This is a genomic window from Enorma phocaeensis (assembly GCF_900186505.1).
Lineage (GTDB): Bacteria > Actinomycetota > Coriobacteriia > Coriobacteriales > Coriobacteriaceae > Enorma > Enorma phocaeensis.
On sequence record NZ_LT891968.1, the window covers coordinates 1 to 18,129 of the forward strand.

Sequence of the window (18,129 nt, forward strand, 5' to 3'; positions counted from 1 at the left end):
GAGGATGAAGGTGATCTACGCGATCATGAGGGACAAGGTCCCGTACTCGGCCTAGCTAGCCAGAGCCATAGAAAAACGCCAGCCCGACAAGGGCTGGCGTCAGCATGCTCGAAAGCAGTGATCTTTGCCAACAAAATCAGTTGACAAAACTATAGGAACACCCCCTATCGAGCGTAACCCATTCTTGTAAACCCCGCGTAAGGGTATCGCCGTCATGCCACGAAGGAGAACGTCGTGACATCGAAGGTTCCCTCGGGCCTGATGCGCGCCTCGGGAATGACGGGAAGCGGAAGGAATATCATGCCCATGATGGGATCAAGCGGAGGCTCTATGCCGAGCTCGCGGGCAGCGCGCACGAACGCGTCGTGCTCGCGCGCCACGTCCTCCGCTGCCTCGTCGCTCATGAGGCCGCCCAGCGGCAGGTCGAGCTTCGCGCGGACCGCACCGTCCCACACGAGCACGAAGCCTCCCTGGCCAACATGCTCGACAGCGATTCGCATGTCGCAAGGATTGTCGCCCACGACGCAGACATTATGCGAATCGTGCCCGATCGTCGAGGCGATGGCTCCGCCCGTAATGGGGAAGCCACGCACCCAGCCGCGACCGATATGGCTCCCCACCAGGCCGCATCCTGCAGAACCCGCTCCATCTGCCCCCGCTTCTTGCGCCGCGGCCCCACGTCCATGGCGTTCGATGAGCATGATGCGGCGCAGGCCATCGGCGGAATCAGGGTGCACCATGCGCGTGATGGCATTGCCCGGGACCACCTCGATCGCGGCGCTACCCGGCTCAAAGGGATAGTCGAACACCTCCGGTGCGATCCGAGGCAGGCGCACCGAGCCGCGCAAGCGCTCCTCGAGGTCGCCGAGGGATGAGCTTGCGGGCGCGATGGACCCCGTGAATCTGCCTTCCTCCGCCACCAGCTCTCCTGCGGCGTAGACCCGATGCGGCGGCTTGTCGAAGGCAAGGTCATCGAGCAGAAGCAGGTCGGCGCGCTTACCTGGCGCCACCGCACCGCGGCGCTCGCGCGGATCCGCCGCGCCGTGATCGAGACCGAAGCACTCCGCCGTGGACAGCGTCCCCATCGAGACGGCGAGCACCGGATCGATGCCCTGGCGCGCAGCCATACGGCAGGCATTGTCGATGGTTCCAAGGGCGATGGCGTCCGATGGTGCGCGGTCATCGGTCGCGAAGCAGCAGCGGCGGGCGCGACGAGGGTCGTCGAGCACGAGCGGGGCGAGCGCCTCGAGATCGTGGCTGCAGGTGCCCTCGCGAAGCATGATGTACATGCCGCGCGAGAGCTTGTCGAGCGCCTCCGAAGGATTCGTGCACTCATGGTCGGCGATGATGCCGCATGCCGCGTAGGCGTTGAGATCAGCCCCCGCAACGAGCGGAGCATGACCGTCGACCTGACCGGACGCCGTAAGCTGCGCAGCGTCGATGCGCGCGAGGGTCTCGGCGTCAGCAGCCACGACGCCGGGATAGTTCATCATCTCGCCAAGACCGAAGACCTCTCCAGGGTGCGCATCGATGAACGACCGCATCTCCTCGGCAGATATCGCTGCGCCAGCCTGCTCGTCGGGGAGCGCCGGTACGCAGGAAGGCATCATGAACTTGAAGTCGAGCGGCGCTCGGCGCGCATCCTCGATCATGAAGGATAGGCCGTCGAGGCCGCAAACGTTCGCGATCTCATGAGCATCGGCGATGGCCGTGGTCGTACCATGGGCAAGCGCCATGCGGGCGTATTCGGACGGCCTGACATTCGAGGACTCGATGTGCATATGCCCATCGATGAAACCGGGGGCTAGATAGCGGCCTTCGCAATCGATAACCTCTGCTGCCGGCGGATCGGGCACCGCTGCATCGCGGTCGTCGAAGAGCACGCCCGCGATAACGCCGTCTTTAACGACAACGCGGCCAGCCGCCACGCGCAGGCCATACACATCGACGATCCGAGCGTTCACAAACAGCGCATCCACCGGGATGCGTCCCTCCGCTGCGTCGACCAGAGTCTTCAGCGTTCCCACCGGCGTTACCGTCGCCATAGCGCACTCCCTTCATAGCCATCCTGCACCCATCGTACCCAAGAGCCCAAATGAGACACGCTCCACGTTGGAAAACCACCCTTCGCCCAACGCGTGCAAGCGGTCGGGCGCGAACTGGAAGCGCACGGGGCTGGAGCGGATGTGGAAAAGCCTTCAGGAGCCCACGCGACGGATGCGCTTCGCGGAGACGATCCGCGCGAGAAGCCTCCGTCGCCGCACCAGCGAGCAGGAGCTCAACCATATGGTTGAGATGCAATAGCATATTGACGGCACGGGAGCAGGCTCTCTACACTTGTTCGGTTTTTGGGGGGAGCCCACCGTCGGCTGACCCCGTCAATGCAATCCGCCGGCGATCACCGCCGCGCGCGCACAGAAAGGATAGCCATGTCCGGCAATTCCAGAATCGTGAAGGGTATCGGCCTCTTCTTCCTCGTCCTCGGCGTTCTTGCCATCGCGACCGCGGCGATCATGTTCTTCGGCGCGCCCGCTGCCGACCTCGACATCGAGGACGGCGTCCAGATCGCCCAGCTCTACGCCGTCATCCTCGCCGTCTCCGGCGTGTTCCAGTTCGTGACCGGCTTCATCGGCATGCGCGCCGCGAAGCACGCCAAGCTGCTCAAGCCGTTCGTCTTCCTGTGCGCCATCATCGTGGTGCTCAACCTCTCGCAGATCGGCATCACCATCAGAACCGGCGAGGGCGAAATCTGGCAGAACCTGATCTATGCCGCGACCGCGTTCTCGGGTGTCGTCTTCGCCTCCCGCGCCATGAAGGACCAAAACCTCGCGTAGGCGTTCCTCGCGCACGCCTCCACATCGCTCTCTTTACGACACGCAGCCCGCCAGCATCGCGCTGACGGGCTGTTGCTTTGTCGACTCGCCCGCTCTGTAGAGCAGCAGGGCCCTCGCCCGGCGTTGCGGAGACGGCCGCGCACTCGGGGCGTAAAGACACGGAGCATCAACCATTCATTGAGGACGAGAGGGCACGGCTTACAATGGCGATGGATTGCATGCTATCGGACTTCCGCTCCGGTGCGCCCGGTATGGAAGGGCGGCTCCGACGCGGACGCACTAATGACGAGGACCGTGCTGTGAACGTCAGACAACTGCGCTACTTCCATCTCTCAGCTGCCTACGGCAGCTTCTCAGCCGCTGCTCGCGCTGAGGGGGTATCCGTGCAAGCGGTCTCCAAAGCGCTCATCGAGCTCGAAGAGGAACTCGGAGGCTCCCTATTCGATCGTTCTGGGAAGCGCATGCGCCTAACCCCTTTGGGCGAGGCGACCATCGAGAAGGCGCAGGAAGCCGTCGAGAGCTTCGATGCCGTGACGTTCGCCGCCCATGCGTTCCTCGAGGAAAGCGCTGCGGGGCGCGAGGAGTATCATCTCGCGCTCATCACGCCTCCATTTGCCAAGCACCAGCTCATCACCGCGTCGCTCTCGCGGCTCTTCTCCCGCATGCTCAGAGCGGACGTCACGATCCGCGTCGCGCTCGGCGACGAAGCCATGGTGGACTTGGAATCCGGTGCGCTCGACGCGCTCTTCACCGTTGGCGCGTTCGTTGATCCGCGCTGCACCTGCCTTCCCATCGGCAACGTCGCAGTCGGAGCATTCGTGGGGCGCCGTCATCCCCTGCGCCGCAAGGAGATGATTTCGTTCGAGGAGCTTGCCCCCTATCCCGTACTGCACAACCAGCGCATCGACGGTTTCAACGAGACGGTCCTGACCACATGCCTCAAAGAGGGCCTTGCGTCGCCCCTTGTCGAGATCTCCACCGATGAGGAGGTCGCGGACTTCCTCGAACACGACCAAGGGTACATTCTTGGAATCTACCTGAAAGCGCTCGACATCAAACCGCTCGCATTCATGCATCGCATCGATCCCGCCGACGCTCCAACGGTGCCCGTGTGCATGGTCACGCTCAAAGACAGCAGGGGCGCCCATTTCGAGCGGCTCGACCACTTTGTGCGCCACGAGTTCAAGCGCCTCAAGGGAGTACTCAACGAGTAGGCGGGCGGAGAGCCCCGATTTGCCCGCAGCCGTCAACGCCGGCGCCGCAACAACCCGGTCAATGCGACCTATGACGCGCCGCGCGCGATGCACATACGCTACCATCTTCTATCGAGGCACAAAGCCCGCGCGTTACCCATCCCCACGTCTGCATTGGATCGAATCATGACGAGCGCATCGACACCGCGGCACGCCGCGAACCCCGAACCGGTCAAGAAGGTACCGATGATCATCAAGGTCTACGGCTTGCTCTGCCTGCTGGACGGTGCGGTTTCCATCCCCGTTGCCGCCATCTTTGGAGCCATGGTCGTCTGGGCCCTTCAGACCGATCCCTCGCTCATCATCATCGGCACCGACCCAACGCTGCCGGTCATCCTGACCGCGCTCTCGGTCATCGTAAGCGTCGCGAACGCAATCGCGCTCATCGTGTTCGGACGCTCGCTCATGAAAAACCGCCGGCGCAACGCCGCGCGGTGGTCCTATGCGCTCATCGCCGCCTCCATCGTTCAGCTCCTCATATCGATCATGCTCCAGGGCATCGGGACGCACCTCATCGCCCCGCTGATCCAACTCGGCATCCTGGTCGCGCTCTCCGTCACCGTCGACCCGTCCCTGCGCGACGAGCGCGCGCTCCAGCGCAAGCTCCGTGATCTGCAGGATCGCGAAGCTGCCGAGGAAGGCATGCTCGGACGCGACCTCGAAGGCAAGGGCTATATCGAGCTCAACTTCTTCAACCTGTTCTGGGTTTTCGTAGTCTGCTGCATCCTAGGTCTCATCATCGAGGTCATCTACCACATGGTCGTGGTCGACCCCGGCGTCTATCAGGATCGCGCGGGCATGCTCTTCGGGCCCTTCTCGCCCATCTACGGCTTCGGTGCCGTGCTCATGACCGTGGCGCTCAATCGCTTCTACCGCGCCAATCCCATCATCATCTTCGTGGTCTCGGCGATCATCGGCGGACTCTTCGAGGCAGCGGTCTCCCTCTTCATGCAAGTGGGCTTTGGTGCCGTTGCCTGGGACTACACCGGCATGACGCTCTTTGGCATTCCCGACCCGGTAGCCATCATCTTCCAAGGGCGCACCGCAACGCCCTTCATGATCATGTGGGGCGGCCTCGGCTTTGTATGGATCAAGCTCTGCCTGCCTTGGCTCCTCAGGCTCATCAACCTCATCCCCTGGAGTCTGCGCTACTCGCTCACGACGGTATGCGCCGTGCTCATGCTCGTAAACGGCATCATGACGCTCGAGGCGCTCGACTGCTGGTTCGAGCGCGTCTCAGGCGTTGAGCCGAGCTCGCCGGTAGAGGAGTTCTACGCCGAGAACTTCGACAATGCATACATGGCGCATCGCTTCGAAAGCATGACCATCACGCCTGAGGACTCCGGCCGCGTCGATACCTCGGCGCAGGCAGCCTCGAGCGAGGCATAGCACGCACAGAAGCGCATTTCGCGCATAAGAGCCTTACCGATACGGGCACCGCACCGTGTAAAGGCCTCGCAAGGGTTTCACGCCCCCCTCGCATTTCGGCGTAAGCTCAAAGCGTCACGCCGAGGACGCAACGGGGGATCCCCATGCTCGATGCCTTCATCACCAATATGCTACCGTCCACACCGAGGGGATTCGCTACCTGGCTCGTTCCCATAGGCTTCATCGCGCTCTGCTTCATCGCCCGTGCGCGCCGGCGCGCAATCGAACCAACCGTGCCCGATATCCCGGCACCCGATCCGCGCCCGCCCTTGGTCCACCCCCTGCTCATCGGCGCCCTGAACTCCCGCAAGAGCGTGGCGCGCGGATCATCGAGCGGGGCCTTCGATGCTGCCCTGGGGAGCGTTGTGGCGCTCGTCGGCTTCGGCGCGCTCCGCTTCCGGCACACTCCCGATGCGAGCAACGCTGCGCCCCGCCATGGCATGCGACCCGGCATGGATTCCCCCGTAGTCACCAAAAGGAACCGCATTCCGCATAGGCAACGTCAAGAGATGGTGGACGCTGCCTTTGGCGAGACGATGCTGTTCACGCGTGACCACCGGATCGCCTTGAGCCCCCTCGACAAGGAAGCGCTTGCGCTCTTCATGGGCCAGGGCTCGGACCGCATGACCGTAGCCGATGGCTGCCGCAGGCTACGTCATGGAACCAAAGCGTATGCCCAACAGAAGAGATTCCTGAAATCATCTGTCGCCCTGCTTAAGCAGGCGGGCCTTGTGACCGAGGTCCCCCTGTTCGAGAAGCTGCTGGGAACGCCCGTCGTCCAGATCGTGCAGCTATGGAGCCTCTTCGTGGTCGGCTCAATGGGTGGCATCGGCACGGGCGCCCTGTTTACCGTCGGCGTCATGATCTTCTACGTCGCGCTGCTCGAGCGCACCCCGCCGCTCACGCCCATCGGCGCTCAAACGCTCGCTTCAGCACGATCGAACGGCACCTGGGCGGAGGCGGTGACCGAAGAAGGTGTGCGCTTGACGCAGATCCCCGCAGGCTCGGACCTCGTACGCCTTCTGGCGACGCTTGTAGCCATGGGCGACGTTCAACTTGCAACCAACTTGGTCGAACGGATGGCGCGCGAGGGCGTCTTCCCCGCCGACGAGACGGGAGTGCAGCTCAGAGAGCTCTTCACCCGGCATCCATTCGACATCGACGGAGCCCGCGAGGCATCGCCCGTGGAGTACCTCCATATGGCCGTCGAGAAGGGGCGGCAGGCGATCGAGGATAGCGCCTGATCACGTTACCTATGCCTGCCATGCTCTTTGAACGGCGAGCGACGGCGCACGTTCACGCGCTCCCACGGCACGAGCGCAAGTCCTACTCCCAGCACGGAAATCACTATGAGCGCGACTCCGGCAAGGCTGGAGGCCTCCATCGCATGGACGCCCACACCGATGCCCGTCCATACGACCACAAGCCCGAGAACCACATCATCGAACAGGCGCCGGGCCAAAAACGAGGCGAGCACGAGGACGATGAGCACGGCGAACGTCGAGATCGCGGGAACTAGCCCCATATCCGCCGTAACGGAGCGCGTGAGAGCATGCGCTACGTTGACCAGCGCGACCATAGCGAGCCACGAGGCGTACAGCGATAACGGCATCCAGTCCCACCGCGCATTCGAGCGCTTGCGCGTGATGACGTAGAGCATGACCGCGATGACGGTACACACGATGATGACGAGCGCCGAGACCGCAAACACGCGCAGGTGCCAAAGGACGAGCCACACGATGCCGAGCAAGCATGATACGGCGAAGAGCGCCGCCTCGATGCCCACCGGCATCGCCCCGAGATGCCTAGCATGGTGCCCGTCACGGACCAGACGAACCGCCCATACCGCAAGAGCCAGGTAGACGATGACCCAGACCCCAAAGACGTAGCCAGCGGGCGCAAGCCAGACGAACACCTCGCCCACGACCTCGACCGCCGTCACGCCGTTGAAGCGGAGCAGTTCGAGCATAACGCTGATCACAACCAGCGCCGCATAGCTCGCCCCCACCACGATCGTCTCTACATCGAGGGATTTCTTATCCATGGGACCCCCTTCGCCAGGGCCGCTCTCGGCCATGGTTCCAGTATTCCCTATCGCCGCTTTTTCGACAGCGCGTCGACAGATACCACCCTGAGCGGGCCATATCCTGCCGCGTACGGCCGGCCCGGCGGCTGCTTGCCTTATCGGACCGGACTGCGAGCGCTCGCAAAGACGGCCTTGACGGAGCGAACCGGACTGCCATAGTGGAGGGGATGGGAGGTGGCACCGTGGAGATCTTGACCCTCGCGCTCGGGTTCGCGTGCCTGGCATACGGAATTGCCATTTTTAGGCCGCGGGAGGAATCCTCTTGCCACGTGCCATGGATTGCCGCAGGCGCGGTGCTCGGTGGCACCTCCGGCGCCTGCATGATATGGCCCCGTGTAGCGGTGACGCAGCTGCTCACCGGCGTCCTCGGCGGCGCAGCCGTCATAGGAGCGTGCGTCATCGCCGCCACAAGCGTTCTCATCTTGGCTGCGGCGAAAGACGCACCTCCCGCCAACCTCTGCTACCTCGTCGTGCTCGGCGCCCATGTGCACCAGAACGGCACTCCCTCACGGGCTCTGCGCCAGCGACTGGAAACCGCGCGGGCATACCTTGCAGAAAACCCCAGCACCGTCGCGGTGGTTTCAGGCGGGCAAGGTGCGGACGAAACCTGCACCGAGGCGAGTGCCATGGCAAGCTGGCTCATCGCTCACGGCATCGAGGCCGAGCGCATTCTAGGCGAGGATAAATCGACCACAACAGCCGAGAACATCCGGTACGCTCTCGACCTCATGGATGCAAACGAGCCCGTAGGCATCGTCACCAACGACTTCCATATCTGGCGAGCGCTGCGCATCGCGCGCCGGCAGGGGCTGCGGAGCGCCTGCGGGGTGCCAGCGCCTTCCACACGGCTCTATCTGCCCAACAATCTTGCGCGGGAGTGCTTCGCCACCGTGAAGAACATGCTCGCAGGCACCATGTAGCAACGCCCGCACCCGCTCAACGTTTTGCCGCAAGCTCTTTGATACGCTCGAATTGGCTCATCACGTAGTCATAGTTCGCCCGACGATGCGGCAGCGTGCAGTTGCTGCAATCCTTGATGTCGTGGTTCTCGCCCACATAGGTTGGATTGCCTCCGCAATCAGGCCCCAGCGCATACAGCGGGCAGAAGCAGAACAGGCAGTTGAGCTCTCCTGCCGGCATATCATGGCACGGGTAGAACTCGCACGTGCTGTGGTTGAAGAACTTGTAGCGCTCGGTCACGGGACTCGTTTGCTCGGTGGTCGAAGGACCTGTTTGCTCGGACATGAGAAGACCTCCCGATAACGGGCGCTCAGCCCGATAACCTGACGAGGATAGATCGGCGACGAGGTCAGCGGTCGACCCGCCACGACCCATCGGCGAGACCCGCACGGACAAGATGGATCGCCATCACGGAGAAGACGATGGTCCCCACGATGCCAATGGGAATGCCGCCTCGTTGGATAACCATGACATAGCAGGTAGAGATCGCGAACCACGCGAGCAGGGCAGCGCCAACAAAGCAAACGACCCTCTTGAGCCAGACGGGCATATGAGGCGCCGGGCGCTTCTCGCGCTCTTGCACCTGCTGCTGTTTCGTCTTCCTCTTCGCCATCTATGCCTCCTTGCGGCTTCGCTCTTGCCGCATTATAGAGCACGCGAATCGGGGGTCTTTTCCCGAACGCGCGCAGGGGAACGAAGCGAGCCCCGCCTGCCGAGAAGCAAGCGAGGCTCGAATCAACGCTAGAAGCCTAACGAGGCCCGCTTACGCGGCCAGGCGGCGCAGGCAGTCGACGAGCAGCTGGTAGAAGCGCTCGGAGGACGCGAGCTCCATGCGCTCGTCGGGCGTGTGCACGTTCGCGAGCGTGGGGCCGACGGCGATCGCATCGAGGCCGGGCAGCGCCTCGGCGAACAGGCCGCACTCCAGGCCGGCGTGGATCGACTCGATACGCAGCTCGGTACCGAAGAGCTCGCGGTAGCTCTCCTGGAAGATCTCGCGCACGGGCGAGTGCTCGACGTAGCTCCAGCCAGGGTACTCGTTCTCGAAGGCCGCGTCGAAGCCGAAGGCGTCGGCGAGGGTCTGCATGCGCTCCTTGACGTCCTCCTGCAGCGACGTGATCGAGGAGCGCGGCGACATCAGGAACATGACCTGGTCATCGGAGGTCTGCACGACGCCGATGTTCGAGGAGACCTCGACGAAGCCGTCGGCGGCGACGTTGCGGCGCATCACGCCGTTGGGGGCGAGACGCAGCGCGCTGATGAGCGCATGCGCGGAGGCGTCGTCGATCGCATCGGCCTCAACGTCGTCGGCGACCTCGATGGTGCAGGTGAAGCCGGGGTCGAAGACCTCGAGCTCTGCGGTGATCTCGTCGGCGGCGGCGCGGGCGGTCTCAGCAGCGGCCTGGGCGGCAGCGGCGTCGGCGTAGATGAGGACGGCCGTGCACTCACGGTTGATCGCGTTGTCCTTCGTGCCGCCGTTCATGCTCACCAGGCGCGGCTCGCCAGTGCGCATGAGCTTCTCGATGATGCGGGCCATGAGCAGGTCGCCGTTGCCGCGCTCGAGGTCGATGTCCTGGCCGGAGTGGCCGCCCATGAGGCCCGAGATCTCCATCGTGAGGGTCGAGCCCTTGACGTGCTCGCGGGTGACCGGGCGCGTGAGCGTGACCACGACGCCGCCGGCGCAGCTCACCGTGGCGACGCCCTCCTCCTCGGAGTCGAGGTTCACCATGATGCGCGCGTCGATCTGCGACTTGTCGAGCGTCTCGGCGCCGATGAGGCCGGTCTCCTCGTCCGTGGTGAACACGCACTCGAGCGCCGGATGGACGAGCGAGTCGTCGTCGAGCACCGTCATCATGAGGGCGACGGCGATGCCGTTGTCGGCGCCGAGCGTGGTGCCGTTGGCCGTGAGGACGCCATCGGTCACCACGAGGTCGATACCGTCGCGCTCGAAGTCGTGCTCCACGCCGGCGCGTTTGTCGCACACCATGTCGATATGGCCCTGCAGCATGACCGCCGGGGCGCCCTCGGCGCCAGCGCTCGCGAGCTTCTTGATGATGACGTTGTTGACCTCGTCCTGGTAGACCCAAAGACCGCGCTCCTTGGCGAACGCGACGAGGAAGTCGCTGATGCCCTTCTCGTTGCCCGATCCGCGCGGGATGGCGCTGATGTCCTCGAAGAAGTGGTAGAGCTTCTCGGGCTCGTAGCCGGTGATCTTGTAGTCCATGCGATCCTCCTTGACATTGAGACAATCTCTTCCTGCGACCAAGCTCTATGTTCCCAGAAAAGCGCGGCACATATCCCGCGATTACGCAAGCAGTCGACAACCGGCTGGGAGTGGTAGGATTCCATGCATCTTTTCGCAGAATCTATACATTTCGAGCGCTCCGCGGCGAACCCTGCGTATCGAATGCATGGGTGGGTTGTCAGGGCTGATGGCCTTTGCGGAGTGCCTGCCTGCATCTTTTGGTAGCCGCCTGGCACGCCGCCATGATCCGCATCCCCCAAGCCCTCCGAGCTACATGGGGTTCATGCTTGCTGCTTCGCGTTGGGATTCGTAGTGCCCGCAAGCGGCTTCTCTCCAGGTCGTGCGACCGGCCCAACCAGCTCATGCGCCGTATACGGCTCCTCGATGTAGTCAACCTCGTCCGCCGTGAGCTCAACGTCGAGGGCCGCCACGGCCTCGTCCACGCGTTCCGGCTTGGAGCAGCCCACAAGCGGTGCCTCAACGCCACGCGCCCAATGCCAGGCAAGCGCCACCTGTGCCATCGATACACCGCGGCGCTCGGCGACTTCTGCCACGCGCGACACGATGGGCATATCGCGCTCGCAATCTGCGTCGTATTTCTGGCGCATCGTCGCATCCGTCGTGGAACGCTTGGATTTGCTATCCCACGTGGGCCGGCATAGGTGACCCGAGGCAAGCGGGCTATACGGGGTGAGCGCCATCCCGAACTGCCGGCACACGGGGACCATCTCGCGCTCATCCTCGCGATAGAGCAGATTGTAGTGGCACTGCATGCTCGCAAACTTGGTCCAACCGTTTTCCTCGGCTACGAACTGCATGTTGTGAAGCTGGTAGGCGTACATCTCGCTCGCGCCGAGGGCGCGCACCTTGCCCGCGCGCACTAGTCCATCGAGCGCCTCCATGGTCTCTTCTATGGGCGTTGTGTAATCGAAGCGGTGGATGATGTAGAGGTCGAGATAGTCGGTCTGCAGACGTTGCAGGGTCCCGTCGATTTCGCGGTTGATTGCCTCGCGCGACAGACAGCCGTCGTTGAAGAACACCTTGCTCGCCAGCACAACGTCCTCACGACGAACACCAAGGTCTTGCAGGGCGCGGCCGATGTATTCCTCGCTCGTGCCATGAGCATAGCAGTTTGCCGTGTCGATGAAGTTCACACCCAAGTCGAGCGCCCGCCTGATGACCGAGCGCGTCTCCTCCGGGCCGATGGTCCATTGATGGAAATCCGCCGAGGGCGCACCGAAGCTCATGCCCCCGATGCACACACGGGGAATCTGGATGCCGGATTCGCCGAGCACCGCGTGATCGCTATACGCCATGATCATCCACCTTCATATCTTGAAACGAGCAGGGCGTCGCCTACCGATCTGATCTTCGACGCCCGCGCATACATCAACCTGAAATACCCTCGATTGCTCGATAGCCAGCCTATGCCGGATACTGCTCGTCGGTAACGGGCTCGAGCCACTCGTTGCTGCAGTTCTCGCCAGGCGCCTCGAAGGCGATGTGGCTGAACCAGCTATCGCGAGCGGCGCCGTGCCAGTGCTTCACGCCAGCGGGAATCACCACCACGGTGCCCGGGGTGAGCTCCTGGGGGTCCTTCCCCCACTCCTGGTACCAGCCGCGACCGTCCGTGCAGATGAGAATCTGCCCGCCGCCCTTCTCGGCATGATGCACATGCCAGTTGTTGCGGCAGCCGGGCTCGAACGTGACGTTGGCAAGGCCGATACCGCACTCCGCGGCGTTCGTCAGAGGATTGAGGAACGAGTTGCCGATGAAATACTGGGCGAATGCCTCGTTGGGATTGCCCATGCCGAACATAGGAGCGAAATCGTTGTTCTCTGCCATCGTTGTTCTCCTTTCGAAGATTGGCTGATAGGGGGCGTTCCGCCTCGCCACCGCTCGCTAGGCACGCGCCGCAGCGGCGTTGTCCACGCATGTCAGAGCGTTCAAGCTGCGTGGATAACCGATATAGGGCAGGATCTGCATCACAACGCGATACATGAAATCCTTCGTGCGCCCGAGGTTCATGTTCCCAGCGGCATGCGCCGTAGCCTGCGGCTCGCAGCCGCCCTGGGCCACGATATAGCAGAACGTCACCATCTCGCGGTCGAGGTCGGAAAGGCCTCCGCGGGTGTAATAATCGCCGAAGCAATTCTCCGCAAGCCAACGGTTGACCGTAGCGCGCTCCGCAGGACACGTCTTCCAGCTTTCGCGCATGCCCTCGCCAAAGTAGTCGATCTGCTTCTGGTTGCCGGCAGCGCCACGCGTTTCGATTGTCGTCGTTGCCTGGCCCTCCAGCGGCAGTTCCACGCCTCGCGCAGCGAGCACATCGTTCACCGCATCGAAGAACGGACGCGTGCGCCCGATGCCTAGATACGCTGTCGCCTGGTACACGACCTCCTTGGCCTCAACGGGCGCAAGCGCAACATCGAGCGCCTCAGGCAGCATGGCGCGAAACTCATCTAAGCCCTGGCACCCCAGAAGCGCCGCAAGGACCGCAAGGTAGCGTTCGCGCGCGGGAAGGTTGGCAGCCTCTTCAGCAGGTACCTCCTCACCTGCGAAGTACGCGAAACGCTCGGCAAACTCAGGATCCGTTTGGACAAGCGCGGCTACGCCGCATGGCAAATTCGAGCTATTCTCCGTCATGATTCCTCCTGTTCATCCACCTTATGCAAACTATCCACCAACACGTCGAAGCTCCCGGAAAGCTGTCGGAGCCCATCGAGCGTGCCCTCAACATGCCCGATGGTAAGCTGGTCGCCATAACGTTGGGAGTTTCGCTCGTCATCGAAGAGGACTGCGAACCAGCTACCGCTCGGACAGTAATTGATATCACCGTCGACCCACCCACAGTGGACATCCGCCCTGTCGTAGGGCAACGAGAACGGCAGACTCCCGCAATAGTCGATACCGGCCCCCTGCATGCGCAGCGTGAATGGAAGGCACTTGGCAAGAGCGCGGGCGGCAAGGTTCTCCTCGAGCACGCCGATGACTTCCAACTCGCCAAAATGGAGGACGATCCGCTCACCAGTCATAGAGACGCGCCCCCTTTCCAAGCACCGCATCCTAGCTACTCCTTATTGTGTGCTTCATAGTTGAAAAAACAAATGCTTATAATCAATAGGGCGTTATGAGAATTATTTATATATCTAAAGGACGGTCGATGTCATGGAGCTCAGGACGCTACGGTACTTTCTCGCCGTCTGCAACGATGGATGCATGTCGAAAGCGGCAAAGAGGCTCCACGTGACCCAGCCTGCGCTCTCGCGTCAGATCGCCGCACTGGAACAGGAACTCTCATGCACGCTCCTCGAGCGCCGCAGTCGCAGCGTCCTGCCAACCGAGCAGGGCCTCTACCTGCAACGACGCGCCCAGGAAATCGTCTCCCTCGCTGATCGCACCGAAGCAGACTTCTCTCACGAGGAGGAGATCGTTGCCGGTGACATCCATATTGGCGCGGGGGAAAGCGACGGCATACGCGTGCTGGCGCAGCATATGCGAGCGTTTCGCGCCCGCTATCCCGGCGTCCGCTTCCACCTGCACAGCGACACCGCCGACGAGCTCGTCGGAAGGCTCGAGCGCGGGCTCGACGACCTCTCGGTGCTCATGTCATATCCAAATGTTGACCGCTACCATCATGTGCGCCTCTCGCCCACCGATGCTTGGGGCGTCATCATGCGCGCAGACGACCCGCTTGCCGCACACGAGCTCGTAGGCCCGAACGATCTCATCGATCGGCCGCTCATCATGCCCGAACGCTCCTATGTGAACGACGAGGTCGCCGGTCCCCTCGCTGCCTGGTTCGATCGCGCTGCAAGCGATATCGAGGTAGCTGCGACCTACAACCTCACGTTCAACGCGCTCTCCCTTGCGCGCGAGGGCATAGGAAGGCTCATCTCGTTCGAGAGCCAAATGGGGTCCGAAGGGGCAAGCGACCTCGTGTTCCGCCTCCTATACCCACCTGCGATCTCGGTTATCGATGTCGTCTGGAAGCGCGGTCTAGCGCGCTCCAACGCGGTGCGCAGGTTCTTGGAAAGCTTGAACGACACCTGCGCTGCCGAAAGCACACCTACAGCAGAAAATAAAGAAGACAGCCGCAAGCAGGCCCTGTGACCCAACGGGAGGAACTCCGATAACCACTCATCGGGTATAACCATTAGGTACGCAACTCCTAGGAGGAAAATCGCCATGAAAGTCATGCTCGTCAACGGCAGCCCGCACAAGATGGGAAGCACGAACCGCGCGCTCGAGGAGATCGCGCAGACGCTGGAGGCAGAAGGGGTCGAGGCCGAGATATTCTGGATCGGCGCTAAACCGGTGGGTGGATGCGTCGCATGCAAAGCATGCGCCCGCGCGGGACGCTGCGCATTCGATGATGTGGTGAACGAGTTTCGCGCCAAAGCAGCCGACGCCGACGGCTTCGTGTTCGGGGCGCCCGTTCACTACGCGCACGCAGGAGCCTCGCTCTTGGGCTTCATGGACCGACTCTTCTACAGCAACGGACGCGCCGGCGAACCCGACGTGTTCCGCTTCAAGCCCGCAGCGGCCGTGACGAGCGCCCGCCGTTCCGGAGCCACGGAGGCGTTCTCCGACATCTCGAAGTTCTTCACCATCTCGCAGATGCCCGTGATAAGCTCGCGGTACTGGAACAACGTCCACGGCAACGCCGCCACGGAGACCGAACAGGACGCCGAGGGCTTGTGGACCATGCGCCAGCTCGGCCGCAACATGGCCTGGATGCTCAAATGCATCGAAGCTGGTCGCGCCGCAGGCATCGAGCTTCCCGCACAGGAGGACGGCACGTCGACGAACTTCATCCGATAAGGGAAGCGCCGGGCCATCGAGCAGGGTGATTCCCTGCATCGGCATCGCGATTGCCCAGATGCCGACCTAGAGATGTAAAAGCATCGCATGACCGTCATTTTTCGCTCAATTGAAGCGAACTTTGACGTTCATGCGATGCTTATTCGTGTAACCACAGGGCGGAAGCTCGAGCTCTCCAGCATGCTTAGGGTCAACACCGCCCTTGCATCACGCCGTCTAGCACTCTATGAGCTTGTAGTCACGGGTACCGAAGCCCAACTCCGCGGCCGCGGCGATGGTGCGGATGCCGTTGCGGCTCACCACGCGCTCCAGGAAATGGCCCACGCCGGGGTCCTCGGAGCCCATGATGAGGTCCATGCACGCCTGGTCGATGGCCACCGGGTCCGTCGAGGCCAGGATGCCGATATCCGCCATGCAGGGGTCCTCGGCGACCACGCAGCAGTCGCAGTCGACCGAGAGGTTCTTCATCACGTTCACGTACGCGATCTTGCCTGCGAAGTGCTCGTGCACGGTCATCGCGGCGTCGGCCATGGCCTCGGGGAACGCGCTCTTGCTGGAATGCTTCTCCCAGCACGCGTAGCGGTCGTCCGTCACGCCGGCGGAATGGATGAGCGCCTTGCCCGCGCGGCTCGCGCACCCGATGGAGAGCTGCTTGAGTGCGCCGCCGTAGCCGCCCATGGGATGCCCCTTGAAGTGAGCGAGCACGAGCATCGAGTCGTAGTCGAGGATGTGCCTGCCCACGTGGTTCTCCTTGAGCTGAAGCCCGCCCGCGATGGGCCACACCACGTCCGGGCCCTCCGCGTCCATGATGTCGACGTCGAAGTGCTCGGTCCAGCCGTGCTCCTCCATGAGCTTCCAGTGCGCCTCGGTGTGGTCGCGCACACCGCCCGCGGCGTCGCCGTAGGCGGTGTTGCACTCGACGATGGTGCCGTGGACCTCGTCGACCATGGGCTTCCAGAACTCCGGCGTGAGGTAGTTCTGGTTGCCCTGCTCGCCGGAATGCACCTTCACGGCGACCTTCCCGGGGAGCTCGACCCCGAGCATGCGGTAGAGCCTGACCACGTTCTCCGGCGTGATGTCGCGTGTGAAATAGACCTTTGCCGTCATCTCAACCCCTTTGCTGTCGATATCGTTTCTGCAAGCACGGCGGCGCGGCTATGCGCGCGCCTCGCGCGCCCATGCAGCCGCCCCGCTACCGTTGAGCAGCCTGCCGGGCATCCACGTCGCGTCGGGAACGAGGGACTCCAGGCGCCGCTCCGCCCGCGCGATGCCGCTCCCGCCCGAGGTCGCGAACGGGATGACCGTCTTGCCCGCAAGGTCCGCGCCCTCGACGAAGGTGTCGACCGCGCGCGGCTCCACGTACCACCAGATGGGAAAGCCCACAAAGACCGTGTCGTAGACCTCCATACCGGGTAGCTCGCCAGCAAGTGCGGGGCGGCACGTATCATCCGCCATCTCCTGGGAGCTGCGGCTCCTCTTGTCCGTCCAATCGAGGTCCGCCGCGGTATAGCGCTCCGCGGGAGCGATCTCGTACAGGTCCGCGGCGAGCGCCTCGGCGATCTCGCGCGCCACGCGCGCCGTCGATCCGCTCGCGGAGAAATACGCCACCAACGTCTTGCCCATCGCTCATCCTTTCATCAGGCCGATCTCCCCGGCTCGGCGCGACGTCCCACCCTCGCGGACAGGCTGCGCCCGACGCCGCCCGGTTCTTGGCTCCTACTATAAGCAACGTTACGTTATTTGTAAACCATTATGTCATCGTCTCGTTGTTAATTTTTCGATTATCCGTCTAACCGTCGCCTATGGTATAGTGCTGACAGGAACATGCGTTGGAGACGACATGACCGGATTCATCCGAGCGCGGAGCGACGAGCAGAAGGCGCAGCGCATAGCCGAGGTCAAGGCGGCTGCGGTGCACCAGTTCGAGACGCGCCCCTATCACGAGATCACCCTCACCACCATCGCCGACGAGCTCGGCTGGTCGCGGGCGAACCTGTACAAATACGTCGCCACCAAGGAGGAGATCTTCCTGCTCGTCGATGCAGACGAGTACGGGGCATACTTCGAGGCGCTGCTCGCCGCGCTCCCCGAGGGCTGCGGCCTCACGGCGGACGTCGTGGCGGAGGTCTGGGCGGGCATCGCCAACGCGCACCAGCGCTATTTCCGCTTGGGCGAGATCCTCTCCGCGATCATCGAGACCAACGTCACGCTCGAACGGCTCATCGAGTTCAAGCGCGGGTACCTCGCCTACGTCGACACCATGGCCGAGCGGCTCCCGCTTCTGCTCCCCATCGACCGCGCACAGGTCCATCCGCTCATCGAGAGCGTGTACTTCCATGCCGTCGGGGCGGCCGGCATATGCCGCAGCAACCTCCTCGTCGTGCAGGCACTCCGCGAGCTCGGCGCCGAGACCGAGCACGATTTCCGTGCGGAGATGCGCGATTTCATCGGGATGTGCCTCAGGCACCACGCCGGTTGACGCCCCTGCCGGTATCCCCGCCG

The 18,129-nt window shown here is 63.1% G+C and carries 19 protein-coding genes; 8 read left to right on the forward strand and 11 right to left on the reverse strand.

The window, feature by feature from the left end:
• Positions 1-212: 212 nt before the first annotated feature.
• Positions 213-2,045 carry an adenine deaminase gene (locus tag C1717_RS00440; RefSeq protein ID WP_102371289.1) on the reverse strand — a complete coding sequence of 611 codons (1,833 nt, stop codon included), beginning with the start codon at positions 2,043-2,045 and terminating at the stop codon, positions 213-215.
• Between the two features lie 384 nt (positions 2,046-2,429).
• On the opposite strand from C1717_RS00440, the gene C1717_RS00445 reads away from it, so the two are divergent.
• From C1717_RS00445 to C1717_RS00460, 4 genes are all read left to right on the forward strand, one after another.
• The gene (locus tag C1717_RS00445) at positions 2,430-2,834 is read left to right on the forward strand and encodes a hypothetical protein (RefSeq protein WP_102371291.1); all 405 of its coding nucleotides are present in this window, start codon (positions 2,430-2,432) and stop codon (positions 2,832-2,834) included.
• 299 nt (positions 2,835-3,133) lie between these two features.
• Positions 3,134-4,048 carry a LysR family transcriptional regulator gene (locus C1717_RS00450; protein ID WP_180965779.1) on the forward strand — a complete coding sequence of 305 codons (915 nt, stop codon included), beginning with the start codon at positions 3,134-3,136 and terminating at the stop codon, positions 4,046-4,048.
• Positions 4,049-4,273: 225 nt separating this feature from the next.
• On the forward strand, positions 4,274-5,476 hold the full coding sequence (locus tag C1717_RS00455; RefSeq protein WP_245859322.1) for a putative ABC transporter permease: 1,203 nt from the start codon (positions 4,274-4,276) through the stop codon (positions 5,474-5,476).
• 143 nt (positions 5,477-5,619) lie between these two features.
• Entirely contained in the window at positions 5,620-6,759 is a 1,140-nt protein-coding gene (locus tag C1717_RS00460; protein ID WP_102371295.1) for a hypothetical protein, read from the forward strand.
• A gap of 5 nt (positions 6,760-6,764) precedes the next feature.
• On the opposite strand, the gene C1717_RS00465 is transcribed toward C1717_RS00460, so the two are convergent.
• Positions 6,765-7,559, reverse strand: coding sequence for a tryptophan-rich sensory protein (locus C1717_RS00465; RefSeq protein ID WP_180965780.1), 795 nt, complete (start codon positions 7,557-7,559; stop codon positions 6,765-6,767).
• Positions 7,560-7,783: 224 nt separating this feature from the next.
• Between C1717_RS00465 and C1717_RS00470 the strand changes: the two genes are divergently transcribed.
• A complete protein-coding gene (locus C1717_RS00470) occupies positions 7,784-8,521 on the forward strand; it encodes a YdcF family protein (RefSeq protein WP_180965781.1) in 738 nt (245 codons plus the stop codon).
• A 16-nt stretch (positions 8,522-8,537) separates the two neighbouring features.
• On the opposite strand, the gene C1717_RS00475 is transcribed toward C1717_RS00470, so the two are convergent.
• The 7 genes from C1717_RS00475 to C1717_RS00505 form a co-directional block, all read right to left on the reverse strand.
• Entirely contained in the window at positions 8,538-8,846 is a 309-nt protein-coding gene (locus C1717_RS00475; RefSeq protein ID WP_102371299.1) for a cysteine-rich small domain-containing protein, read from the reverse strand.
• A 64-nt stretch (positions 8,847-8,910) separates the two neighbouring features.
• Complete coding sequence (locus C1717_RS00480) at positions 8,911-9,174, reverse strand: hypothetical protein (RefSeq protein WP_102371301.1); 264 nt, start codon at positions 9,172-9,174, stop codon at positions 8,911-8,913.
• A 150-nt stretch (positions 9,175-9,324) separates the two neighbouring features.
• Entirely contained in the window at positions 9,325-10,782 is a 1,458-nt protein-coding gene (locus tag C1717_RS00485; protein ID WP_102371302.1) for an aminoacyl-histidine dipeptidase, read from the reverse strand.
• A 302-nt stretch (positions 10,783-11,084) separates the two neighbouring features.
• A complete protein-coding gene (locus tag C1717_RS00490) occupies positions 11,085-12,119 on the reverse strand; it encodes an aldo/keto reductase (protein WP_102371304.1) in 1,035 nt (344 codons plus the stop codon).
• A 109-nt stretch (positions 12,120-12,228) separates the two neighbouring features.
• Complete coding sequence (locus tag C1717_RS00495; protein WP_102371306.1) at positions 12,229-12,648, reverse strand: cupin domain-containing protein; 420 nt, start codon at positions 12,646-12,648, stop codon at positions 12,229-12,231.
• 57 nt (positions 12,649-12,705) lie between these two features.
• A complete protein-coding gene (locus C1717_RS00500) occupies positions 12,706-13,449 on the reverse strand; it encodes a carboxymuconolactone decarboxylase family protein (protein ID WP_102371307.1) in 744 nt (247 codons plus the stop codon).
• The gene (locus tag C1717_RS00505) at positions 13,446-13,838 is read right to left on the reverse strand and encodes a cyclophilin-like fold protein (protein WP_146003637.1); all 393 of its coding nucleotides are present in this window, start codon (positions 13,836-13,838) and stop codon (positions 13,446-13,448) included. Before C1717_RS00505 ends, C1717_RS00500 begins: the two co-directional genes overlap by 4 nt.
• Positions 13,839-13,971: 133 nt before the next feature.
• Here C1717_RS00505 and C1717_RS00510 point away from each other — a divergent pair, with 133 nt between their 5' ends.
• Together C1717_RS00510 and C1717_RS00515 are read left to right on the forward strand one after the other, a co-directional pair.
• On the forward strand, positions 13,972-14,916 hold the full coding sequence (locus C1717_RS00510) for a LysR family transcriptional regulator (RefSeq protein ID WP_102371310.1): 945 nt from the start codon (positions 13,972-13,974) through the stop codon (positions 14,914-14,916).
• Positions 14,917-14,991: 75 nt separating this feature from the next.
• Complete coding sequence (locus C1717_RS00515; protein WP_102371312.1) at positions 14,992-15,627, forward strand: flavodoxin family protein; 636 nt, start codon at positions 14,992-14,994, stop codon at positions 15,625-15,627.
• Between the two features lie 216 nt (positions 15,628-15,843).
• Here the strand turns inward: C1717_RS00515 and C1717_RS00520 are convergent, their stop codons facing one another.
• Together C1717_RS00520 and C1717_RS00525 are read right to left on the reverse strand one after the other, a co-directional pair.
• Positions 15,844-16,734 (reverse strand): DUF362 domain-containing protein, encoded by an 891-nt coding sequence (locus C1717_RS00520; protein WP_102371314.1) that lies wholly within the window; start codon positions 16,732-16,734, stop codon positions 15,844-15,846.
• Positions 16,735-16,782: 48 nt separating this feature from the next.
• A complete protein-coding gene (locus C1717_RS00525) occupies positions 16,783-17,250 on the reverse strand; it encodes a flavodoxin (RefSeq protein WP_102371315.1) in 468 nt (155 codons plus the stop codon).
• Between the two features lie 217 nt (positions 17,251-17,467).
• Between C1717_RS00525 and C1717_RS00530 the strand changes: the two genes are divergently transcribed.
• Positions 17,468-18,106, forward strand: a complete 639-nt coding sequence (locus C1717_RS00530) for a TetR/AcrR family transcriptional regulator (protein ID WP_102371317.1) — start codon at positions 17,468-17,470, stop codon at positions 18,104-18,106.
• Positions 18,107-18,129: the final 23 nt, after the last annotated feature.